12 protein-coding genes are annotated in these 24354 nt (G+C 60.4%); 9 read left to right on the top strand and 3 right to left on the bottom strand.

Going from position 1 to position 24354, the window contains the following annotated elements; all coding sequences use genetic code 11:
- The first annotated feature begins 241 nt into the window (after positions 1-241).
- The 8 genes from E3T51_RS00505 (at position 242) to E3T51_RS00470 (ending at position 19029) form a co-directional block, all read left to right on the top strand.
- A complete protein-coding gene (locus E3T51_RS00505) occupies positions 242-3235 on the top strand; it encodes a reverse transcriptase domain-containing protein (RefSeq protein WP_134526097.1) in 2994 nt (997 codons plus the stop codon).
- Between the two features lie 296 nt (positions 3236-3531).
- Entirely contained in the window at positions 3532-4692 is a 1161-nt protein-coding gene (locus E3T51_RS00500) for a DNA cytosine methyltransferase (protein WP_134526094.1), read from the top strand.
- A gap of 72 nt (positions 4693-4764) precedes the next feature.
- Complete coding sequence (drmD, locus tag E3T51_RS00495) at positions 4765-7977, top strand: DISARM system SNF2-like helicase DrmD (RefSeq protein WP_241989087.1); 3213 nt, start codon at positions 4765-4767, stop codon at positions 7975-7977.
- Positions 7967-12013 (top strand): Eco57I restriction-modification methylase domain-containing protein, encoded by a 4047-nt coding sequence (locus E3T51_RS00490; RefSeq protein ID WP_134526088.1) that lies wholly within the window; start codon positions 7967-7969, stop codon positions 12011-12013. The genes drmD and E3T51_RS00490 overlap by 11 nt, the downstream gene beginning before the upstream one ends.
- Before the next feature lie 21 nt (positions 12014-12034).
- Entirely contained in the window at positions 12035-15757 is a 3723-nt protein-coding gene (gene drmA / locus E3T51_RS00485) for a DISARM system helicase DrmA (protein ID WP_198417812.1), read from the top strand.
- The gene (drmB, locus tag E3T51_RS00480) at positions 15754-17853 is read left to right on the top strand and encodes a DUF1998 domain-containing protein (protein WP_166806328.1); all 2100 of its coding nucleotides are present in this window, start codon (positions 15754-15756) and stop codon (positions 17851-17853) included. Before drmA ends, drmB begins: the two co-directional genes overlap by 4 nt.
- Positions 17853-18560 carry a DISARM system phospholipase D-like protein DrmC gene (drmC, locus tag E3T51_RS00475; RefSeq protein ID WP_134526080.1) on the top strand — a complete coding sequence of 236 codons (708 nt, stop codon included), beginning with the start codon at positions 17853-17855 and terminating at the stop codon, positions 18558-18560. Before drmB ends, drmC begins: the two co-directional genes overlap by 1 nt.
- Before the next feature lie 49 nt (positions 18561-18609).
- On the top strand, positions 18610-19029 hold the full coding sequence (locus E3T51_RS00470) for a very short patch repair endonuclease (protein WP_166806327.1): 420 nt from the start codon (positions 18610-18612) through the stop codon (positions 19027-19029).
- A gap of 44 nt (positions 19030-19073) precedes the next feature.
- On the opposite strand, the gene E3T51_RS16990 is transcribed toward E3T51_RS00470, so the two are convergent.
- Positions 19074-19958 (bottom strand): HNH endonuclease, encoded by an 885-nt coding sequence (locus E3T51_RS16990; RefSeq protein WP_134526074.1) that lies wholly within the window; start codon positions 19956-19958, stop codon positions 19074-19076.
- A gap of 285 nt (positions 19959-20243) precedes the next feature.
- On the opposite strand from E3T51_RS16990, the gene E3T51_RS00460 reads away from it, so the two are divergent.
- The gene (locus E3T51_RS00460; RefSeq protein WP_134526072.1) at positions 20244-20942 is read left to right on the top strand and encodes a vWA domain-containing protein; all 699 of its coding nucleotides are present in this window, start codon (positions 20244-20246) and stop codon (positions 20940-20942) included.
- An 85-nt stretch (positions 20943-21027) separates the two neighbouring features.
- On the opposite strand, the gene E3T51_RS00455 is transcribed toward E3T51_RS00460, so the two are convergent.
- Both E3T51_RS00455 and E3T51_RS00450 read right to left on the bottom strand, forming a co-directional pair.
- Positions 21028-21570, bottom strand: coding sequence for a PD-(D/E)XK nuclease family protein (locus E3T51_RS00455; RefSeq protein ID WP_134526069.1), 543 nt, complete (start codon positions 21568-21570; stop codon positions 21028-21030).
- Between the two features lie 182 nt (positions 21571-21752).
- Positions 21753-23909, bottom strand: coding sequence for a GmrSD restriction endonuclease domain-containing protein (locus E3T51_RS00450; RefSeq protein WP_134526066.1), 2157 nt, complete (start codon positions 23907-23909; stop codon positions 21753-21755).
- Positions 23910-24354 lie beyond the last annotated feature (445 nt).

The following is a 24354-nucleotide window of genomic DNA, read 5'->3' as shown; positions in this document are numbered from 1 at the left end:
GTTCGACGCGATAGTTCACCGATCTTGTACGAGACCCAGCACGGTAGAGGTAGCGGAAGTGGACAGCGTCTGGCCCGGGCTGATATCGCTCGGGAGCAGTTGGGCCTGAGGGGGACGGGGTCGTAGCGACTGCCCTTTGCTGGCTAGTCTGAAGGGAAACCGCCAGTGCCGTCGCCCAACACATCTGTACCGAGGCTTGACACGGCAGCCCGCGTTTGAGAATTTTCAAGGAGCGAATGAAATGAGCTGGACACTTGCCGACATGGGAAAGGCCTATCGTAAAGCGAAGGTTGACCTTTATTACACGACGAGTCCGTCTATGCTGGCCATCGCTGACTACGAGGTGGCCCTCGAATCCAACTTGCGACGCCTCCTGGACAAGATCAACGGTACTGCGACCGACTGGGTTGAAGAGGTTGATTTTTTCGGTGGATATACCTACCTACCTACGTCTGTAAAAGACATCATCCAAGCCGAGGGTGAAGAAGAACTGAAACTATCAGCGCCGAGGGCGGTGTGGGGGCAAACTTTGGACAGAATGTCGGCTCAAAAACCGCCCCGTCGTCCTACCGCCGAATTTCGACTTACCGCGAAATGCAGCCTCGACCTCCACGTGCTTTCGACCCTATGGATGATGAAAGTCGGCCATAAATTCGACCGATGCCTCAAACCGTCTGCCTACGGGAATCGTCTACGCCGGCAATCGGATGGCGAAGTGAACGAACTCTCCCTCGGTTCTTTCTCTCCATACATGGCGCCCTTTAGAGCTTGGCGCGATAAGGGCCTGGCAGCGATGACTGAGGCTCTTTCGGACGAAAAGAAAGTCATTGCAATCACCGCTGACGTGAGCTCTTTTTACCATGAGTTGAATCCCGACTTCATGCTAGATACCGCCTTCGTATCTGGTGTATTGGGCTTAGAACTTTCCGCCAATGAGGAGAAGCTCAACTTTCTTTTCATTAATGCCATCACAGCATGGGCGGCGTCCACGCCTTTAGAACAGGGATTGCCTGTCGGGTTGCCGGCTTCAGCACTAATAGCAAACATGGCTCTAATCGAGCTCGACCGGATGATGGAGCGGGAAGTCGTACCGCTTTATTACGGTCGCTACGTTGACGACATTATGCTTGTTATGGAAAACGGGGCAGGGTTCACTACACCCGCTGAACTGTGGGACTGGCTCTTTAGTCGTTCTGGCACGAGGCTGTCGCGGGCCGCCGGCGAATCGCCGGGGGTTCAATACAGCGCTCCATACCTTGAGAACAGTTGCATTCTCTTTGCGAACGCAAAGAACAAGATATTTCTTTTGGAAGGTGTTTCTGGGAGAGTCTTAGTCGACTCGATAGAGCGTCAGGTTCAGGAGCGAGCCAGCGAGTGGCGTTCCCTTCCTAGCCTCCCGCAACAGGCATCGGACGTTGCCACGGAGATGGTAGCTGCGACTCAGTCAGACGGAGAGATCGCAGACAACCTTCGAAAAACTGATTCCCTGACAATGCGACGGGCGGGATTTGCTCTTCAGCTTCGTGACCTCGAAGCCTACGAGAGAGACCTCGAACCTGAGGTCTGGCGCGATCATCGACTGGCCTTCTATGGTGCCTTCGTAGAGCATGTCCTCGTTCTACCTAACTTTTTCGAATTGGCGACATATATCACTCGAGTTATCAGGTTGGCCACAGCCTGCAAGGACTTCGTCCAACTGGCGGAGATGATCGTAGCAATCAACAGTTTGGTCGATCGCGTCAGCGACGACTGTAACGTATGCGTGAAATCAAAGAATGTCGACGATATTCCAGGGTCGGACGTTGTCAACTCCTGGAAATATCATCTGACGCTTTCTCTCTATGAGAGCCTGGGCTCGGCATTTCCGTCGGCTCTCTCTCCGTCGGAGAAGATCCGCTGGGAAGCGATCATTGCGCTGCCAGAGATGAGGGCACTGAGCCTCCAAGGAATCGGCGAGACGGCCCTGCAAACGCAACATGCCCGTTTTTTTATGCATGACCTCGCCTACTCGCCACTCCGGTTTGCATTTCTGCCGAAGGAACTCGTGTCGCAACGAGGGCTGGTGCGAGGCCAGACCGAGACAATTGGAGACCCCGTAGCGCTACTGACTGAACCAGTGTGGCGCGGGCTGCAGGCGGTAATGCGGTGGATCGATCTACTGCCAGAGGCTATTCCGATTGGATTAGCCTTTCCAACCAGGCCCTTCAGTCTTGCCGAACTGTTCGTTGTCGTCCGGGATCCGTTCGCGCCCGAATCCCGGAAGGCACTCAGCGATGCAATGCTGTCACTTCGAGGATTCTCATTGATCAGCAAACTTCCCTACCTTGAGAGTTGCACAAATCCAAGTTTGAGAGTCCAGTCCGCCCTCCCGGCGAAGACTAAGCGCATTGCCTTGGGGAGCTGGAAAACCGCAGACGAAAGCTGGACGGCATCGGTGGTCAAATGCGTTGACCCGGATGCAGATCGATACCGGCGACTCAACACCCTGATCAATGAGGCGATATCGCAATCAGGCGGAATCGACTACCTGATATTACCCGAACTTGCGCTTCCGGCCAAGTGGTTCATGCGCATTGCGCACAAGTTGCAGGCACGCCGCATCTCCTTAATAGCGGGGATTGAGTATCTTCATGCGGGTGAGCATGGCATTCGTAATCAGGTTTGGGCGGCTCTCGCACACGACGGTTTGGGATTTCCGTCGATGATGATATATCGACAAGACAAGCAGCAACTCGCGCTTCACGAGGAACAGGAACTCCATCGGCTTGGGGGGCTGAAGCTCCATTCGTCGTCTGCCGAGCAGCCCTTGACTGTAATTCATCATGGTGGCTTTAGCTTTGCAATTTTGGTTTGCAGCGAACTCACCAACATCAACCACAGGGCTCGGTTACGGGGGCAAATCGACGCTCTCTTTGTGCCGGAGTGGAACCGCGACACAACGACCTTCGAAGCTCTTGTAGAGTCCGCAGCACTGGACATACATGCATTCATCATCCAGTGCAATGACCGACAGTATGGTGATAGTCGGATTCGCGCGCCGTATCGTGACGCGTGGAAACGCGACATCGTCAAGATTAAGGGCGGGGTTCGTGATTACATCGTGACTGGGGATATCAATGTTGAATCATTGAGGCAATTCCAATCGAGTCACCGTTCCGCGGATGGGCCGTTCAAGCCCATGCCCGATGGATTTCAAATTGCTGCCGAAAGGAAAATTCTTCCGGTGCGTGATTGAGGTTGTCGCGGACGATAGGAAGAGCAGAATCTTCCCGAGGCCGCGATCCATTCACCCGATAGGCCGGCCGCGCAGTTATTGTACGGTGGGATCTACCGTCGAAATAACGCAGAATGGGTACCGCCGAGAGTTGAAACCTAGCTGATTTTGGACTCTGTCGTCCTTGAAAGAAGGCGGCAGAACACTCAGCACGAGGGCCAGCGTCAATTCTTGTTTGGCTCCCGCTGGCATAGATGCCCGCAGGCACTCCCGGAGGTTCGTGCCTACACTGCCAGCTTGTCTGGAATACTTGAGAGATGCACCCTGACGCCCCCATCCTGAGCCTGTTCGGGGGAATCGGTGGTTTCGAGCGTGGTCTAGGCAAGGCCGGTTTCACAGGCCCCGTTCATACATATGAGAATTGGGATCCCGCACGCAGCGTTCTTGCCAAGCGATTTCCTCGTGCCGTCCTCCATGCCGATGTTCGTGAACTTCCGAACGACATGCATGACGCGCACGTCGTTGTGGCCGGTTTCCCGTGCACTGACCTATCGCAAGCCGGGAAGCAAGCGGGGCTTGACGGCAGTGCGTCGGGCTTGATCCTCGGCGTTCTTGAACACGTCCGCCTTGCGAAGCCCGAGTGGGTACTGCTCGAGAATGTTCCGAACATGCTGCGGCTGAACAAGGGCAACGCAATTCGGGTGATCACCGACACGCTTGAGGAGGCCGGATACTCCTGGACATACCGCATCCTCGATGCCCAGCATTTCGGTGTGGCACAGCGACGCAAACGTGTCTTCGTCTTGGCAAGCCGTTATCACGATCCGACCCGAGTGCTGTTTCGTGACTTGAACGAAGGACGTGCTGTGCATCATGTGCCGCCCAGTCACATTGCCGACGCAAACGGCTTCTATTGGTCCGAAGGCAACCGAGGGGTTGGGTGGGGCGTTGGAGTAGTCCCAACGATCAAGGGCTCGACCACTGCCGGCATTCCGACCTCGCCGGCTGTTTGGCTCCCGGGCGCCGAGGCCGAACACCGGTTTCAGACTCCATCAATTGAGGCCCTTGAAATATTGCAGGGCTTCACCGCAGGGTGGACCAAAGCCGCCCCCGTACGCGACCGTTGGAAGCTCGTCGGCAACGCCGTTGCTGTGCCGGTAGTCCAGTGGCTCGCCGAAGGCCTCAAAGCCTATGACGACCTTGACCCCGTAGATCTGACCGCGGACATGTCCGTCGGTGAAGGGTGGGGCTGGTCTGGCGCCTTGATTGACGGCCGTCGCTTGAACGGGAAGCTTCCCGACCAGCTTTCGGCTGGGCCATTGCGGAGGCGCACGTCCCTAGCCCGACTGTTGCAGGAGAGAGGATCGCGTCCTCTTTCACAAAAGGCAGCGAGAGGCTTCACGACTCGCCTGAGAAGAAGTAACTTGACCCGCGATCCCGGCTTTATGACAGACCTTGAGTCGTATTCAGGACTTTGACTGTCGGTAGGCGGGTGTTGACATAACTAGCCAGATCGTTTTTGAGGGGATGCAAACAATATGGGGGAACTTGTGACGACTGAGCTCGAAGAACGCGGCACTATTGCCACGGCAGAGGTGCCCGAAGTCGGCCAGCTCGCGAGCGTGCGGGGTGCGAAATGGATCGTCACGAATGTGGCCCAGCAGGCCCTCCGACGATCAAGCGCAGATGACGGCGCTCCTGAACTTCAGCATGCTGTATCTCTACAGTCCATCGAGGAAGAGCACTACGGCCGTGAGCTCACGGTCGTCTGGGAGCTCGAACCCGGCAGGGGCGTGATCCTCGAGCAGGGGCTACCCGTCATGATCGACCCTGCACGGATAGACGACCCGACCACTTTCGCCGCGTACGTCGACGCCCTGCGCTGGGGTGCGCTCACGTCCGCGGATGCCCGCACTCTGCAAGCTCCGTTCCGCAGCAGCGCCACTATCGAGGCCTACCAGCTCGAACCTCTCCGACGCGCACTCGAATCGCCACGTGCGAATCTCTTGCTCGCCGACGATGTCGGCCTCGGCAAGACCGTCGAGGCCGGCCTCGTGGTTCAAGAGCTTCTCCTCCGCCACCGTGCGCGCTCCGTGATCGTCGTTTGCCCGGCAGGCTTGGTCATCAAGTGGAAAGAGGAGATGTCCGACAAATTCGGGCTGACCTTCGAGATCATCAACTCGAACACCATGCGCGACTTCCGTCGTCGTTTCGGCGTGCACGCCAATCCTTTCGTGGTGTTTCCCCGCGTCATCGTGTCGATGTCGTGGTTGCCGTCCCCCCGTGCAGAGCGTCTGCTGCGCGACGTCTATGTGCGTGCTGACGACAAGCGCGTCGCCGACCGATACGCTTTCGACGTCGTCATCATCGACGAGGCACACCACGTCGCCCCCGCGACTCCGTCCCGCGGTGGAAGCGACACGAACCGCTACGCGGTCGACAGCCAGCGAACGGTCGCTGTTCGCGAGCTCGCCCGGCGGTGTGAACACCGTCTCTTCTTGAGTGCCACCCCACACAATGGCTATACCGAGTCGTTCACTGCGCTTCTGGAGATGGTCGACCCACAACGCTTCGCGCGCGGAGCAGACCTCGACCCCCAGGCACTGCAGCAGGTGACAGTGCGCCGGCTCAAGAAGGATCTTCCTGACGAAGGCTTCCAGCTCCGAGAAGTGCACGCGATGCTGTTCCAGCCCAGCGCGGATGAGTCCGAGGCCTATGACCGCCTGATCGCGTTCACGACGCGACGCAATAAGGCAGTGAAGGCAGACACTGGCAAACGCGCCGCCGACCTGGCGACATTGATCCTAAAGAAGCGATTCTTCTCCTCACCTGCTGCCTTCGTAGCGACTGCAGAAACGTATCTCGCCACGCGGTTGCGGGGTGATGATGATGTGGATCTGCCCGACTACGACGAAGTCCTCGGCGACGAAGCATCCGATGAAGAAGAAGGTCGCGCCGAACAACCGGAGCTCGAAGCACTGCGAAGCGCCAAGCGGGCGCAGGTGCCGTTGACCGATGAAGATGTCACCGACCTTGAATGGCTCATCGACTGGGGGTGGCGGTACGCGTCGCTTCCCGACACGAAGCTGAAGGCGCTCATCGACCAGATCCGTGCTCAGCTCCTCACGCCCGACGGCACGTGGCTGAACGTGCGTCTCGTTATCTTCACCGAGTATGTCGCCACTCTGCACTGGATCCGCGACGTGCTCAACGCCTTCGACCTCGGAGACGACCGGCTCGCCGTGATCGAGGGGGCAACGGATGCCGACGAGCGCGAGCTCATCCGCATCCGTTTCACCGAGAACCCGTCCAAGGACCCGGTGCGCATCCTCCTCGCCACCGATGCCGCCGGCGAGGGCATCGACCTGCAGACTCACTGCCACCGACTCGTGAGCTTCGACATCCCCTTCAACCCGAACCGGCTCGAGCAGCGTATCGGCCGTATCGATCGATACGGACAGACCGAGCGCCCGCAGATCTACCATCCTGACCCGGAAGACAAATCCGATGCGGCGTCGAACTACGCTCGCGATACCGACTACCTAGCCCGCGTCGCCCGCAAGATCTCGAGGGTGCAGGAAGACCTTGGTTCTGCCGGCGACATCATCGACCCCGATATCCAGCGTGTCCTCGGGTATGGCGAACTGCCGACCCGGGCCAAGCCCGTCAAGGGCTCCGGAGAGCAGATCATCAACAAAGTGCTGCAAGGCGAGCAGAACCTCGGTCGGGAGCTGACGGCGCTGGCCGACCGGCTCGAAGGGTCCCGCGATCGCTTGCACCTGCATGATCGCAATCTACGACGTGTACTGGAGACAGGGCTTCGCGTTTCCGGACAACCCGCCCTGATCGCGGTTGTCGACGACGAGGAAGAGGCAGAACTGTACGCCCTGCCCTCCGGCCTCGACCGATCATGGACGCCCGGGCTTGACGGACTGCGCACGCGTTTGAACCCCGAGGTGGCACGCCCGATCACCTTCGAAGGCAACGATGCCGAGGGTCGATCCGACATCGTCTACGCGCACCTCGGGCACCCCCTCATCCAGCGCGCTGCCCGCGAACTTCGCGGACAGATCTGGACCAGGTCGAACCACATCCACGGTGTGAGCGCCGTCGTCGTAGACGGTCTGGAGCAGTCCTTCGTCGCCGGCGTCGCGCGCCTGGTCGTCGTCGGTGATGGTGGTACCCGCCTGCACGAGGAAGTCTTCCTCGCCGGCACCAGACTCAGGCGGCGCCAGGAGATTGGGGTCGAAAGCGCCGAGGATCTGCTCGTGACAGCGCTCGACGCCGAACGACTCGCCGTTCCCTCCCCGGCAGTTTTGGCGGGACTCGCCGACCTCTGGAATCAAGACGGCGATGCTGTCGGTGGTATCCGCCAACGTGTCGCCGACGCCGTCGCCTCCCGCGCAGACAAACTGCAAGGCGCGATCGAGCAAGACCTCGACAAACGAAAGGTCGCGGATCTCGCTCGAGTCGATGAAGTGTTCGCCCGATTCCGGCAGACGCTCTCCAGCACACTGGACAATGCCGAAACGCGCAAGCGTGAGCTCGAGCAGATGCTCTTCCATGAAGAACAGCAGCAGCGCGAGAAAGACCTGGGAAATATCCGCCGCCGATTGGATGCCCTCACCGAGGAGCAACGCGACGAACGCGACGCCGTGTCCCGGCGATATGCCAACCTGCAACCGCACACGTTCGTAGCCGCGGTCGTTTTCGCACTCAGCCCGGCCGACGCCGAGAAAATGGGGGAGACCCGTGGCAATTAAGGATCCTTGGGAGTGGCTGTCGCTCGTCGACATCGACGGGCCGTTCCTGTCGAAAGCTGCTTTGAAATCGACGTTCCCTACAGGGCTCGACCGCCCATTCAACGCGATCGATGACGTCAACAGCACTTTCGTCTACGAACACACGATCTGGGCAAAGGCCTGGACGAATCTCCACGGCAAAACGGATGCATCGGGCGACTTCGCCTGGCGTGACCGCTGGGTCACAGCCGTTCTGCGGGAGCTCTTGCAGTGGGACGAATACCTTGTCGTGAATCCCGATTCCACACTTGTAGCGAGCTCACCTGACGGTGACGTGACCGTGCGCCCCTGGGCAGCGCTCGACATCGGAAACGGTCTTGTGGCCCTCGTCGTGGTCGTCGATCCGACCGAGGATCTCCGACGGTTCGGTACCGACGGCTGGGCCGCGGACTCGATCGACCGAACGGCAGCGTTGCTCCGGGAGACCGGCGTCACCGTCGGGCTCGTCACCGACGGCCGCTGGTGGGGTATCGTCTCATCGGTCAGCGGCGTGACCACCGCCAGCGGCGTGTTCGATGCCCTCATCTGGCGTGAGGAGCGGGACAGCCGCGACGCCTTCCTCGCCCTCGCTGGCCTCGTCTCACTAGCCGGGGGCGCTCCCGAGAAGCGCCTCCCGAAACTCTTCGAGGCGAGCGTCGCCAGCGCGGAGGCGATCACCGAGGCGCTGGGCGACCAGGTGCGCCGCGCGGTCGAGCTCGTGCTGCAGGCGATGTCGGAGTCGCACCTGCGTGCCCTGGCGAACGGCGAGGATTCTCCTCTGCCGGCTGACGCCAAACAAGTTTACGAAGCTTCTGTCTCGGTACTCATGCGGGTCATCTTCCTGCTGTTCGCCGAAGAACGCGGCCTCCTGCCGCAGCACCAGATGTATCGCGACTCCTACGCCATAGCCGGTGTTCGAACTGATCTGGAACGTCAAGCGCAGAACGACTCCGAAGAAGCCCTCGACCACACCTGGGAAACTTGGCATCGACTTCTCGCGACGAGCACGGCCATCTTCTCGGGCGCGACCTTCGAAGACACCCGGATGCCGGCCTACGGTGGTTCGATGTTCGACCCCACCCGGTTCCCCTGGCTGCGCTCGACGAACGCCCAAGGGCTGCTCACCGTGCGGGTCTCCGACCGGGTCATGCTCAAAGTGCTCCAGGCTGTGCAGATCGCCCACGTCGGTGGCGAGGCTCGCCAACTGTCGTTTCGCGACCTCGACGTCGAGCAGATCGGGTACGTCTACGAGGGGCTGCTCGGCTACTCCGCCGAGTACGCCACCGACGTCGTCGTTGGCCTGAACGGCAAGAGCGGCTACGAACCGGAGATGGCCCTCACCGAATTGACTGAGGTCGCCGATGGCGCGAGCAGTGGTGCGGATTTCGCGAAGAAACTGATCGCATACCTCGACAAGGCTCAGCCCAGCGCTAAACCGGCGACGGCACGACAGATCGCCAAGGCATTCGAGGTCGACGACGAGACGGCCGCAGCGGATGCCCGCATTCGCCTCGGCTACGTGCTGCTCGGCCACACGGAGATCGTCGACAAGCTTGCCCCGCTGTATGCGCTGATCCGCAACGACCTGCGCGACTTCCCCTACGTCGTGCCGGAAGGCGGCCTGGTGATGACGGAATCCCCTCAGCGCGCCAATACGGGCACTCACTACACCCCGCGCTCCCTCGCGGAAGAGGTGGTGCTGCAGACGCTCGAACCGCTCGTGTACTCGCCAGGTCCTCTCAACACGGAGAATCAGAACGAATGGGTGTTAAGGAGTTCCACCGAAATTCTCAACCTAAAGGTGGCTGACATCGCCGCCGGGTCAGGTGCCTTCCTCGTCGCGGCCGCGCGTTACTTAGCAGGGCGGCTCATCGAGGCCAGATCGAAGGAAGGACTGACAGCTGGCGAAAACGAAGACGTCAAACGGTGGGCGATCCGTGAGGTCGTCGGCCGCTGCCTCTACGGTGCCGACATCAACGGCATGGCCGTCGAGATGTGCAAGCTCTCGCTCTGGCTCATTTCGATGGATCCAGGAAAACCGTTCTCTTTCGTCGACGACCGTGTCTTTCACGGGAACTCGCTGCTCGGGGTCACAAGCGAACGGCAGCTGCGCGCGCAACATATCGACCCCGGGCGTAGCCATCTCCGTCCTTCGAGACTGTTACAGATCGATGTCGACAGCGACCTAGAAAAAGCGGCGAAGCTCCGCCGCGAACTCGCCAGCGGCCAAGTGGACGATGCCGACCGGATGCGCTCCACGCGCGCCAAACGGAAGCTCCTGGCAGAGTCGCGCGACGTGACGGCGAAACTCCGTGACGTCGCCGACGGCATAATTGCGGCAGGCTTGCTCGAAGGGGGCAAGCCTGGCAAAGCGCTCGACGCGCGGTATGACGATCTTGCCGATGCCCTGTTCGCGGCCTACAGTCCAAACGGGGTCGACGGTGACCGGAATCATCTCGATGCGATCCTTGTTGCGGGCCTTACCCCGACGGTCGTTACCGGAGAGGCGCTCTGGAAGCCGCTGCACTGGGTGATCGAAGCACCCGACGTGATGGTCAGTCACGGCGGGTTTGATGCGATCATTGGAAACCCACCGTTCGTTGGGAGTCGCTTTCTAAGTGGGCTGTTCGGGAAGAACCTTCGCGAGTGGTTGACAAATGTTGTTGCCACGAGGGTTCAGGGCTTGGGCGATTACTTCGCGTACTTCGTGAGACGAAGTTCGGTCCTGCTCAATGGCACTAGCGGCAGTCTCGGACTCCTGTGCAAGGACTCGATTATGGCCAAGGAGAATCGTAAGGTCGCACTCACGCCTCTCCTTGACAGCGGAATGCGTGTGATTGCCACCGTCGGACCGCGGGAGTGGCCCACTTTCAGCGCTCATCTTCGGTATGTGATTTTCTGGGCGACCTGGTCGGCCGTCACGGTCCGCGCAAGTTGGAATGGCGAGAAAGTCGAAGGAATTGGTGCGAATCTAACGCCCGTGTCCGACTCGGCCTGGTCGCCTATGCACGAGCGCCGAGCTCTACCGGAGAACAAAGGCAAGGCGTTCGTCGGAACCTATCCGAATGGCATCGGATTCCGACTTAACGCGGCGGAGGCGGATGCAATGATCCGAGTCGCTCCCGCCAATGCCGACGTGATTAGACCGTACACCGCCGCGAGTGACCTCTATCTGGCTCGGCCGCCGCGCGCTGCTGAGTTCATCATCAAGTTTGGCAGCCGGACACTTGAGGAAGCATCCGGCTTTCGAGAGCCCTTTGCGCGTGTAGATGCACTTGTGAAGCCTGATCGGATGACGAAGAATCAGTCTCGTCTACGCGATTTCTGGTGGCAATTCAAGGCGAATGCGGATCAGCTCTACCAAGCTATTTCTGGGCTGAATCATTGCTTGGCTATCCCGCAGGATGGGAAGACACTGATGCCCGTGCGTTTGTCGTGCGCGGAAGACATCGTGATTGACACCAAAATCACGGCAATTGCCCTTGGGTCCTATGCTGAGTTTGCGCTCTTGTCGTCGGCGCCACACCGACTCTGGGCAGCAACGGACTCTCACGGCCTGATCGGCTCACTCAAGTATCTCCCGCGAGCATTTGAGACTTTTCCTGCCCCGACAGTATTGCTGGACGGCCTGCATCCCGCTGGGCGGGCCTTGGAAAGCGCACAGACTAACGCGATGAATATTCTGGGTTGTGATCTGAGAGACGCTTATACCCTGCTCCTGGGGTCAGAACGGATGCCGAAACATGAGGTACTCCGTTTGCTTTGGGAGGCACACGAAGATGTGGACCGTCTGGTGCTTAAATCATACGGATGGGACGACATATCCGCGGAGGCGCAAGTGGTTGCTCTGAGCGGCGTGAAGCAGCTTCTCTTCTCGGAGGACTCGAATCGCCTTGTGCTGGAACGTTTGCTCAAAGAGAACAGTGATCGAACTGCGCCGAATACAGTGCAAGTCTCGGCAACGTCGCAAAGTGTCGGTGTTAAGGACTTTGAGAAGCTCGAAGGAGCAATGTTCTAGATGTTCATAGAATCCCGGACATTGATCACTTCCGCCGAGGTGCGTGATGAGCTGTTAGACCTTCTCGAACGCGACTTGATGGGTCCGTGGGGTGGCCCCGAAGAGACGATTGGTGGCACTCCACGCGGTCGTTACCTCGTAGGTGCCTTAGCACCTGTCTCAATTGGCGACGACGACCCTACGCCGGCTACCGTGCTTGAGAGCAGGACTAAGGACCAGCCGGCCAGCCCGGACGACTTCCGAGATTCAGAAGTCGGCGCGGTCGTCGATCCAGACGCGAGTCGTGACGTAAAAGGAGTCGTCGACGAGGCCGACGAGACCATCGCCGACGCCGGAGGCACTGATACGGACGAGGACCGCGGCCCAGAGTCCAAGCTCATCGCGCCTTCGTCTATGGGACTGCGTTTCCAGGTTGGTCCGGAGGTTCGCAATCTCATCTTCACGGCACGGTGGGGACAGTACGAGTCCCGTCGGGAAGCCGATGACGAGGGATTTCTGAAAACCTACAACGACCGCACTGCCCATGACAATCCGGTGACGATCGATATCTCGACGATCGGCATGAGCGAGACCTTCACGAAGGTGATCGTCGAAAAGCACGTCGCGATCTCGGTCGAGGTGTTCGAGCACGACGGCATGCGTGTGGTTGAAGCAGCACTGCAGAACACCAAAGTCACGGGCAAGGAACTTCCGCCACGAGTGTGGTTGTTCCAAACCGAACTCCAGGTGACCGCGCCCAACGGGGAGGCGGTCTTTCTGCCAACTCGCGATGCGCTCGAGAGCGTTCGCGATGTCGGCGACGACGAGGTGCTGAAACTGGAATTGCTCTACCGCGATCGACTCGAATTCGCGGTGGGTCGCACTGCCTCCGCCACGTGGACGTTGCCAGATCCTGATTCTCGTCGGGCCGTGTCTGTGCGCACGACGTGGCTGCCAACGGCAGACGTTCCGCAGACGCTCGCGCCGCCCATCGATGGTGCGGAGATGAGCATGAGATTGCTGATGGACGCGGCCCCCGAACAGCTCAGCGAGTACCTCGCACCGCTGATCGACGGTTATGACTATTGGCTTGTCAAGCGGCGGGCCGACGCGGAGGCGCTCCCCGAGCATCTGCACGCAGTGGCACTGAGTGGCGTCAACGACGGTGAGGACGCACTGAAGCGCCTGCACGAAGGCCTCGCCCTCCTCACCAACACAGATCCGGATGATGCGAACAGCGTGCAAGCGCGTAAGGCGTTCGCATTCATGAACCGCACGATGCGCGATCAGCGCATCCGTTCACAGATCGCCGGGCTTCGGGCCGCAGATCGAACTATGACTGCAGGGGAGGCGACCGCGGCCATCGAATCCAAAGGTGACATCGCAGCATCCTGGCGTGCATTCCAACTGGCCTTCATCCTCATGCAGCTGCCGTCGATCGTCGACCCCACAACGCCGAGACGCTCAGGTGACATGCCCCGGGCCGAGCTGCTGTTCTTCCCAACCGGCGGAGGCAAGACCGAGGCCTATCTCGGGCTCGCGGCATTCACATTCGGTATCCGCAGACTTCAGGGAGTAATCGAGACGCCCGGCGGCGTCATCGACGGTCGCGGCGGCGTAGCTGTGCTGATGCGCTACACGCTGCGGTTGCTCACTTCGCAGCAGTTCTTGCGTGCGACCACGCTGATGTGTGCGGCAGAGATGGTGCGTGGCGAAGACCCGGTGACATGGGGCGCCGAACCGTTCCGAATCGGCCTCTGGGTCGGTTCGAGTGTGAGCCCGAAACGATTCGCCGAAGCCGAACAGCAGGTCAAGGATGTGCGTAACGACGACGGCAATTCCGCCTACGGACTCACGGTGCTGCAGTTCAGCAGCTGTCCGTGGTGTGGCACGCCGATCAACCCGAAAGCGGATGTCGTCGCGGTCAAGGCGACCCAGCGCATCCACGTCTATTGCGGAGACAAACTGGGAAGCTGTCCCTTTTCTGCCGGCGGCATCGCGGTCGACGGCCTGCCTGTGCTCACCGTCGACGATGAGATCTACCGGAATCCGCCGACATTCTTGCTCGCCACTGTCGATAAATTCGCCCGTCTCGCCCGGGAGGGCGAAGCGGCGAGCCTTTTCGGATACGTTTCACGTCGATGCGAGCGACATGGCTACCGGCACCCGGACACCGCACCCACGGTGTGCAAGGCCAACGACCACGCGGCCAAGTGTGAAGGCGGGCGGACGTACCCGAAGGCATCCGTCAAGGATGTCGATCGTCTGCGCCCGCCAGACCTCATCATCCAGGATGAGCTACACCTCATCACCGGTGCTCTCGGCACGGCCGTCGGGCTGTTCGAAGCTGCCGTCGACACTCTGTCCACGTGGGAGCTCGGTGCCGGTGACGACGCCGTGCTGGTCAAACCGCTGGTCATCGCTTCCACGGCCACTGTGCGCAACGCCCACGACCAGGTGCTGAAGCTCTACGCACGGCAAGTGCAGATCTTCCCGCCTCAGGTGCTCTCGGTCACCGACACCTTCTTCTCCAAGGAGGAGGTGATCACTCCTGAGAAACCCGGGCGGCGCTACATCGGCGTTTGCGCGCACGGCGCGAGACTGACGCTCGCGGAGATCCGGGTCAGCGAGATCTTGCTGCTTGCCGGTCAAAAGCTGTTCGATGAACATGGGGACGCGGCTGAGCCGTACGTCACGCTCGTGGACTATTTCTCTGCGACTCGCGAACTGGCAGGCATGCGGCGTTACCTTGAGGACGACATCGTCACCCGAACCAGCAATCCCGAGAAGGATTCCGGGTACCCGCGGCGCGGTTCACGAGGCTTGCGGATCGGCGAGCTGACGTCTCGCATCTCGTCGTCGGACATCTCGGCGACGCTGACGAACTTGGCCGTACCGTTCGATCCCGCGATGGATACGACAAAAGCCAAGCAGGAATACGGAGCGCGAGCGGCCGCGGCAAAGGCGGCAGGCAAGAAGCTCAAGTCACGCGACGCGTTTCCCTACGACGTCGTGCTTGCGACGTCGATGCTCCAAGTGGGCGTCGACGTCCCGCGACTCGGACTCATGCTCGTCGTCGGCCAGCCGAAGAATACGGCCGAGTACATTCAGGCGTCGTCCCGTGTCGGTCGGCAGGATTCCAAGCCCGGCTTGGTCGTCACACTCGCAAACCGCTCGCGGCCCCGCGACATGGCCCACTACGAACAGTTCCAGCACTACCACGAGACGTTCTACGCGCACGTTGAAGCGCTCTCTGTCACGCCATTCTCTGATGCGGCCCTGGAGCGCGGGCTGACCGGGCTCCTCGTCTCGGCGGCCCGAGTCGCCGACCAGCGCAACAGGTCGTCTCTCTCCTCCGAGATGGGCGCTGGCTCGATCGTTGTACGCCGCCCGTTCCTCGACAAGCTGGTCGACCGGATCGTAAAACGAATCGCGGTCGCGAGCCAGGATGACGCCGTGGCAGAAGCCGCACGCGGCAAATTGATCCTCCGGTTGGACAAGTGGACCGACGAGTCGGACAAATGGTCGGGAGCATTGACGTATCAGAAGGACACTGTGCCCGGCGGTCAGATCGTCTCGTCGCTGCTGGTCAGCCCCGAGACCGTGGCGCTCGACGAAAGCAGCCGCCTATTCCAGGTAGCGAACTCCATGCGCGAGGTACAACCGGAGATCAACCTGCTGGTCACACCGTTCGCCGGAAAATTGGCGGAGCCGATCACGGCTGCTGCTCCGAAATGGGTATTCACGCAGAGGAACTCGAAATGACCGATGTGGAACCCGCTCCCGTTATAGACGCAGTGATGAACGTCGCTGGCGAGGTCGCCGATCCGTTCAGCGACCTCGATGACATCCCCTCGAAGAACCACAGTCGGGTCGGGTCGGTTCGTCCGAGCTCGCTGCTCTATACATCCGGAATCGGTGCGACCGTCGACATGCCTCACATCGCGGTGATGCCGCAGGGCTTGGACGCCTGGGAGATGGCGTACTCCCGGCAGGGTAAACCACAGCTCGTACTGGTCGAGCGGCTCTTGTCGGCCGTTCGCACTCAGCTCGGTCACCAAGTGGACGAGCTGAGACAGCCGCCCTGGGTTCCGGAGAAGGCCTACGAGACCGGCACGCCGATCGGAATCCCGACACGGATCTTTCCGCAGTGGCTGCGTTGCACGGGATGCGACCTGCTCGCTCCCATCTCGGAATCGAAGAGGTTCGACTTCGTGAACAAGAGCAAGCACCGCCCCGACAAAGCCCAGTTCGTGCACAAGGACTGCAAGGGGCGGCCCAAGAAAGGCAAGAAACTTGGGACCTTGGATGCCCGCCCGCGTCTAGCTGTGCCCGCCCGATATCTAATCGCGTGCACTGATGGACACCTTGATGAGTTTCCGTACGTCGAGTGGCTGCACCGAGCCGATGAGGGCGGCGGCAAATGTTCGAAAGCGCCGAAGCCCGAGCTGCGAATGGTCGAATGGCGATCAAACCTCGGACCCCAGGTCACCGTCCGGTGCTCGGCATGCAACATGAGCCGCAACATCGCCGAACTCACCCGGGCAGGCGGGGAGAAGATGCTGCCGAACTGCCGAGGGCGACACCCGCATCTCCCGACATACTCACCAGCCACCAAGCCATGTGAAGCCGAAGTTCGCCTCATGCTGCTCGGGGCCGCCAACCAATGGTTCCCGGCGTCCGTGAGCGTGCTCGTATTGCCCGCTCGAAAGAACATCACACCGGCAGACATAGTGGTCACCGTGAAGGGGCTACCGGCGACCACATTTGCTGACGTGCAGTCCCTGGACGACCTGACTGGGTGGCTCAAGTTCGGGCCCAAGGATGTGCGGGCGCAATTCGAGGGCATCGAGAGCGAGACTCTGTGGCAGGCGATCTTGGTCGCTCGAGGTTCGGCAGTCGCTGCGACGCCGGAAGTGGCTGTTCCGTCGAGCTTCGACCCGATCAGCCTGTTGGAACCGGAATGGGACACGCTCGTGCACCCAGAGGATTTCGAGGCGGAAGACCGAAAGGCCGGTTTCCGTGTGCGGCCGGTGCCCGTGGCATCCGATTTGCAGCCTGTGACGTCTCACGTGGTGGCCGTGGAGCGTGTGAAGAAGGCGAACGCCTTCATCGGATTCACGCGGATTGATGCGCTCGACCGTGTGGGAGACGCGCCCGGAAGGATCGCGCCACTCGTGCAGTCGGGCAAGCCCAAATGGGTTCCCGCAACTGAAGACCGCGGTGAGGGAGTGTTCCTACGGTTCGACGAAGATATCGTTGCGGCGTGGGAAGACGACGTGCTGGAGTCGAAGGTCTGGCAGGCGCATGTCGCCGCCAATGAGCGCAACGTTAAGCGTCGACAGAGCCTGACGGCCGTGGAGATGGTCGCGGCCGATCGGCTTCCTCCGCCGCGCTATTGGGCGCTGCACACGATGTCGCACCTGCTGATTCGAGAGATGGCGATGTCGAGTGGATACGGGTCGGCATCGCTCACGGAGCGCTTGTACGCCTGGCGCGCAGACGATGAACGCGAGGCGGCGGCAGGGATTCTCATTGCCACCACGTCGCCCGACAGCGAGGGCACCCTGGGTGGGCTGGTGGATATCGCCCGGACCGACCGATTGGTAAAGGTCTTCAGCGACGCCCTGCGACGGGCTGAACGGTGTTCCTCTGACCCGATCTGCGCCCACCGCGTGCCGAGCGGTCAGGAGGACTTCCTCCACGGAGCGGCCTGTCACTTCTGCGTGTTCGTGTCGGAGACATCGTGTGAGAAGGCGAATCGGTTTCTCGATCGCCGCTTTGCGCTGACGCTCAATGCCGGGCCTGAGCACGCAGTCGAAGGGCTCTTTCAGTCCGTTCTCGTGGCACCCGGCACCTGATGGCAGACGCGCTGGTGCAACTGGCTAGGGTGTTGTCCCCGACTCAGGCGACGAGCGTCGCAGCGTCCTTGGAGATCGACGGTCGTCTGGACTACGCCGCTGCTACGTTGCCCGGGTCGGCGCATCCAGCCGTGCCGATTCTCGGGGCCGCATTGAAGCAACTGGGCGGTGCAGCATTGCTGGCCGTCGTTTTGCGAGGATACGCCGCCGCGGGACTCAAAGCCCCGAAGCCACCGCGAGCAGTGTGGAGTGGGCCGTCGTTCGATGGCGACAGCGACCATACGGCGGCGGCCGTTGCTCATCTGATCGACGAGGCAATCGAAGACGTGTTCGCCTCGACATTCTCGGCGACGCTCGGGTCGCCGTTCGTTGAGGCGTTGTGGAGGGCGATTGCCAGGGGCGTCACGGTTACTGTGCTCATCGACGGCGGCGAGAAGATGTCTGGGACGGCCGAGAAGCTGAAGAACAAGCTCGAGGGGGCGCTGTTCCTGACGTACATACCGGACGGTGCCTTCGGACTGCAGCACTCCAAGGTGGTGATCGTCGATTCCGCTGCTGCGCTGGTCACGAGTGCAAACCTCAGCGAAGCGGCTGCGCATCGCAATCTCGAGGTGGGCGTGCTCGTATGTGATCCTGAGTTCGCATCGAAGCTGCGGCAACGGTTTCGAACGCTGGCGTCGTTGAAAGTCCTTATAGCCGTCGACTGAACCGATTTTTGAGGTGCCCTAGGAGGATATTCGCGGCATGATGGGCGCGATGACTAGAGAGCCTTCGTCCTGGGCGACAACCCCGGCGACGCGACGATCAATGCAAGGCAACAAGGCGCGCGATACGTCGCCCGAGCTGGCCGTGCGTCGACTGCTACACGCGAAGGGACTCCGCTACCGAGTCAATGTGCGACCGTTGCCCGACCTGCGCCGCACTGCCGACATCGTGTTCACGAAGCAGAAAATCGCCGTGCTGATCGACGGATGCTTCTGGCATGGTTGCCCGGAGCACTACACACGGCCGGCGGCCAACCGAGAGTTCTGGGATGCCAAGGTCAACAGAAACCGGGAACGCGACGCAGACACGGATCGTGAACTCGAGAAGGCGGGTTGGACGGTCGTGCGATTCTGGGAACATGAGGCGCCGACGGACGTAGCTGAGTCGATCAGGCGCGCAGTGGAGTCCTAGCCTCGAGCCGACGTCCGGGCCACTGGCACATCGGAATAGGGCGACTAATAGGCCGCAAATTGTTCGAATCGCGTTGCCAGCGCCTCTCGGGAAGGGCGATCGGCAGCGCGGCGGGGGACCGCGAGCGCCCTTCCGTGCATGTCCTGAAGCCCATGCCGCAGCATCGGTCCGTCAACCTCATCGAGAAGTGCATGGTCGATGCGAACGATGTAGTCGGGGGTGATTCCGAGAAGGTCTCGGTCATACGCGGCGTGGTGGATTTTGCAGAGCGCCAATCCGTTGGTCACGCGTGCAAAGCCGTCCCGTTCACCGTCAGGAATGATGTGCGCGGCGTCGAGGAGCGAGACATGCTTCAGCGAGCAGACGGCACAGCTTTCGGCATACGCGTGCATGACTTTGGCGCGAAATGCGGGTTGGTGGAGTCGTGCTCGCACGGTGCGCTCGGCGTACGCCCGTTGGTCGGGCGGCAGCGTGGTGGGGTCACCGAAAAAGCGGAGAGACTCATCCATCGTGATTGTGAATACCCGTGCAACTGGGTCATCCGCGACCACGTAGACGGGGTAGTGAGCCGCATAGACGCCCGTGCGGATGGCTTCGAAATAGATGAGAGGAGCTTGAAGCTGATGTGCGCGCTGCAGCTTGACATTGTCGCTGCTGTTCCCCGCTCGATAGTCGTACTTCACGAACGCTGCGGTATCGAGCACGTCTGCGTACGGACCGTCGACGGTCGTCATGATGCTCAGCGTCGAGCTGAATTCGGCGGGATTTCGAATTCCCCTGCCGCGATCGATCAACGGGAGCCGGAGCTCGCCGATGTAGAAATTTGCGAGCTCGTCACGACTGAATTCGTACTGTCCACCTACCTCTCGCTCCTCGAGAAGGCGGAAGATCTCAAGGCGAAGAGCTAGCTCCTGTTCGGGCGAATACATACAGCAGTTCTATCAGCTCTCTGAGGACTGCGCGCAGGGAAGAGCCAAGGCCCGAAATTTGCTCATGCGGAAGGTTTGCGATCGCGCGAGCCACGTGGCGACCAGCTGGTTTGGGCACACGCGTTCCTCGACGGCCGGTATCGAGAGCGATCGCCGCACCTTAGGGCGGCGCGGAGCAGCCTGACGTCACTGAATTGGCGCCTCAGTGCTGTGCACGGACCAATGTCGGTGGCTCCTGCGACACTCATCTTGTTCCCGCCGGGAGCAACTTTGAAGGGGAACACCATGACTGATCCGAACTACACCGCCATGCTGCTGGTCATCGATCGCAGTGGCTCGATGACAGGCATCCGCGATGACATGGTGGGCGGCCTCACCACGATGCTCGCCGAGCAGGCGGCCGAGCCGGGCATGCTCACCGTCGACATCGTCACGTTCGACACTGAGATTGAAACGCAGTGCTCGTTGGCCGACCCGAAGAGCGTCACGATCTCTCTCGAGCCGCGGGGCGCCACGGCGCTCTTTGACGCCATTGGTCAGTCGGTAACTGGCTTCGGTCGGGTTCTGGCTGCGCTGCCCGAACACGCCCGCCCCGAAACCGTGCAGGTCGTGGTCGTCACCGACGGCGACGAGAACTCCAGCCGCGAGTTCGGCCTAGACGCCGTGCGCGCTCTCGTTACGCGCCAGAAAGAGCAGTACAGCTGGGACTTCATGTTTCTCGGGGCCAACCAAGACGCAGTGCTGTCGGGTGAACGCCTCGGGTTTGACGCCGGCAGCTCTATGACCTTCATGGCGAGTACCGACGCGGTATCGAACATGAGCGCCTCTATGGGGCGTTACGTGAAAGACGTGCGAGGCAAGACCAAGCGCATGTTCGACGAGGAGGAGCGGTACAGCGCGATGATGCCGGAACCGGAGGTAACTGTCCGACCGGCCGAGACATCGCCGAAGCCGGCGAGGGGCAAAAAGGTCGAGAAGCCCTAACAACGTTAGGGTCCCTAGCTGCTAGGGCTGGTCGCATCGTCGCCGCACGACAGCGATCGCCGTCACGGCGCAGCAGCGTGACGGTTTAAACGGCCACCCGCGGAAACGCCTGCGCCGGGTCGGAACGACAGAAGACGAGCGCGAGTTCGCTCACGGTCTGGCAGGTTGCCCGGTGAATGAAGTCGGCGTAGGTCGAGAGCTGGTGCCAGTAGGCATCCATCTGCTCCGCACTGAGGCCGATATTGGTCTTGAAATCAACGATCACCAGGCTGTCGTCGTCTTCGCGGTAGACCAGGTCGGCGATGTCCTCAAACACGGTACTCTGCGTTTGCCGGGCGTCGAGGGCGGCCGCGAACAGCAGCTCCCGCCAATGTTCGCGGCCGGGCGCGCGGGCTCCGGGCTCAGAGCCGATGGCCGATCGGGCCAGCGCCTCCAGCGTGCGAGGTCGAACGCGTGCGCGATATCCACAGCCAGGGCGGAGAAATCGAGGCCGTCGGTGATGTTGCTCAGCTTGAGCCGCTTGTGCACCGCGCTGCCGAGTCGGGTGCCGCGAGGGTGCCTTCACCGCCGCTACCAGCCCTACGAGCATGTCAAATGATTCGCTCACCGACGGCTGTTCCACGTTCATGCGTACCGCGTTTTCGTCCTCACCCCACGTACCCCTGCAGCCTATTGCCTGCCCCCGTCATCGCGCCCGGCACTGTTAAAGTGATCGCCGTCCATGCCGACAACGGCAGTGACCAGCCGACGCCAACCGGAGGTGACAGTCACTGTGACAAGGCATAGGGCTCATCCGCGGCCCATATCTCCTCAACCTCGTATGGACACAACGAGATCCTCGCTCGATGCCTCCTCCCCATCTTTGGGCGAGTCAGCGGTGTTTGCACTGCGGTAAGCATCACGGACGTCCTTCAGCGTTCTGCCGTCATCGAGTCGCCAAAAGTACCACCCGTTGGTGGCCCCGCCACGGACGTGCGAGCCTGCGCCAGAGAGCGAGGTGAACGTCTTGCCGTCTACCTCAAGGTGGCCGTCGGCTTGCACGATCGCGTCCACGGAATTCCACTTACCGGGGCGGGACTTGAGCCGAGTTCCGTTGTTGAGGAGACCAGCTATTACTAGGTCTTTGATCTCAACTATGTCTGCTTCTTTCACGGGGGCGTCTGTAACTAAGCCGACATGATCGACTGGCACGGGAAAGTTTTTCAAGAGTGCATCAATGAGAATCTCCGTGCGGCGGTCGATTTGGTACTCATCCCATTCCTGATCGTTTGTTGCGTTCACGAGCCTGCTGGTCAGGAGAAACGTGTCATGTTCCTTGAATGATTCTCGCTTAGCGAGCCAGGGCCCGTTTGAAACCTTGGAATTCAGCGTTTTGGTGAGGAGGGTGAGATTTCCCAAACGGTGGACATGAGCAGCGCGTTCCTGTTCGGCTTCTAGCCCATCCACCGGCCAACTCGTTTCCCATTTCTGGGGCATCACGTGCTCGATTGGATAGCCCTTGCGAGGCACCTGCGGTTGGCCGGACTCCGAACGAAACCTGTTTTCGATTGATTCAAGCAGCACCCGTAAACGACCGCGCTTGAACCGGCGATAGGTGGATTCTGTCGATAGCGCTAAACGAATCTCGTGGTCGCCAGGCCAATAGGTGCTAGACACGCTGAGTCGCGCCAAGTGGGATTGGATGCTGGCGGCTAAATCGGTGGGTGCCGCCTCACGATGAACGCGAATCACATCCGAAACGATGCGGCCGAGGTCGGAGCCGGTGAGGCTGAGAAGTTGGCGCCTCACGAGCCAACTCTCCGCAATGGCGACCACTTCGTCAACCACGGAAATCGGGATGGAACGGTCGGGGGAGTGCAGCCAGATGAGAAGCGGCTTCAGTACCTCGATTCCGTTTGCCTGCATGCGGTAGACACACATCTCGACAACCGTGAGCTCGCCATCCTCAATGGCAGCAGCAGTCCACTCCTCGTACATCGCTGCTTGCTGTTTGATGAGCGGGAGGAGTTCGGTGATCGTATGTCCACTCTCGTGCTCAACGAAGGACTTGAACCGAGTGAATGTGGACTGCGGGCCAATCTCATCGCCAGTTCGAGAGATGAGCCACTGGTTTAAGAAAAGCGAACTGCGGCTGACATTGTGCCGCCCGACGCTGACTTCAGCCTCCCAGAATTTGGTGTCGAAAGGCCAATCTTCGGCATAGGCCTGCTTGGTATCACCGCCTTCTGCAGTGAGTCGCTGGAAGACGAAGTTTTTGATGAGGTCGGAGGCGGTCAGCGGAGTACCTCGAGCGTTCAGGGTCTCGAAGATCTCTTGTGAATTCTCGTCCGCGCCGAGATTGATTACCACGAGTTGAAGCCCGCGCAAGAGAACCGTAACAAGGGTATCGGCGCGAGAGTCGAATTCCTTCGCGGTGCGAGCGCCGAGCCACTGCGTGATCGAACGTGCAAAGAAATTGTGGGCTTGCACGATCAAGGACTCGGAGTGTTTGAGCCGCACGTGGTCGACGGGTGGCTCGACGTTCATTACCTCATCGAAGGCCGCGTGATCCTTGTTTGAATGCATCAGCTTCAGCCGGCTTTGCCCAGGCTGCAAGAAATTGCTTTGGTTGTGTGTCAGGGACTCCAGCTGGCCCGCCAAAATATCAAGTCCGGCCTCGTCGAGAACGAGTGCGGCAGCATCCATGATGATTTGCAGCGTCGTTAATCTTTGTTGACCGTCAATGATGTTGCTGGCGGGGAGTCGTCCGATCAATGTTTCGTGACCTTGGAGAACGACCGCACCGAGAAAGTGCGTAGCTGTGCTGAACGGTTTACTAAGTCTCAGTTCGGCCAAACGACGGATGTCCTGCCACAAGGGCGCCCACTGTTCGTCCTCGCGCCACACGTACGGGCGCTGGAACAGGGGTACCTGCAGCTGCTGTGGGAGGAAAAAGATCTCCATGGGCGTTTGGACTTCTGTCTTCATGTTTCAATCCTGCACCTTTGTACTTGCATCAATGTGCAGGTCCGAGCGAGGAATCCTCGAGCGCGAACGCGACTATCCACTAGAGCGGGATCCGCCAGATGGCCGGGATCGGGCAGATAATGTTGGGGCGGGTCTAGCAGCGTGGGATCTGATCGCTTGGGACGCACCGCTGGTCACCGTGCCGATCGCAGTCTTACCGGTGTCGAGGTTGGCTACGGCGAATAGCGTTACGTGGCCCGAGTTCGAAAGCGTCTTGAGATCGCCGATAGAGGCAATGTCTTTAGCAGGCCTCAAACGATTCCCGGGTGCGTGATTTGCGGCGTGATCGTGCACAACTTCCGATTTCGAGACTGAAAAGGACGCCCCAACAACCGTTAGATAGCCCTATCCGTGGGCCGCGCACACGAGAGCGATAGCGCTACAGTTCGAAGTGCCTCTGCCGGTT

Origin of the sequence: Cryobacterium serini, assembly GCF_004404025.1 — a bacterium.
GTDB classification, from domain to species: Bacteria; Actinomycetota; Actinomycetes; order Actinomycetales; family Microbacteriaceae; genus Cryobacterium; species Cryobacterium serini.
This window is presented reverse-complemented; position numbering and strand designations above follow the sequence as displayed.

Bases quoted from the DNA above. Each gene is read 5' to 3' on its own strand.
- E3T51_RS00505 (WP_134526097.1), top strand. From the start codon at position 242: ATGAGCTGGACACTTGCCGACATGGGAAAGGCCTATCGTAAAGCGAAG.
- drmC (WP_134526080.1), top strand. From the start codon at position 17,853: ATGGCAGACGCGCTGGTGCAACTGGCTAGGGTGTTGTCCCCGACTCAG.
- E3T51_RS00450 (WP_134526066.1), bottom strand. From the start codon at position 23,909: ATGAAGACAGAAGTCCAAACGCCCATGGAGATCTTTTTCCTCCCACAG.
- E3T51_RS00500 (WP_134526094.1), top strand. From the start codon at position 3,532: ATGCACCCTGACGCCCCCATCCTGAGCCTGTTCGGGGGAATCGGTGGT.
- E3T51_RS00470 (WP_166806327.1), top strand. From the start codon at position 18,610: ATGACTAGAGAGCCTTCGTCCTGGGCGACAACCCCGGCGACGCGACGA.
- E3T51_RS00460 (WP_134526072.1), top strand. From the start codon at position 20,244: ATGACTGATCCGAACTACACCGCCATGCTGCTGGTCATCGATCGCAGT.
- E3T51_RS16990 (WP_134526074.1), bottom strand. From the start codon at position 19,958: ATGTATTCGCCCGAACAGGAGCTAGCTCTTCGCCTTGAGATCTTCCGC.
- E3T51_RS00455 (WP_134526069.1), bottom strand. From the start codon at position 21,570: ATGAACGTGGAACAGCCGTCGGTGAGCGAATCATTTGACATGCTCGTA.
- drmB (WP_166806328.1), top strand. From the start codon at position 15,754: ATGACCGATGTGGAACCCGCTCCCGTTATAGACGCAGTGATGAACGTC.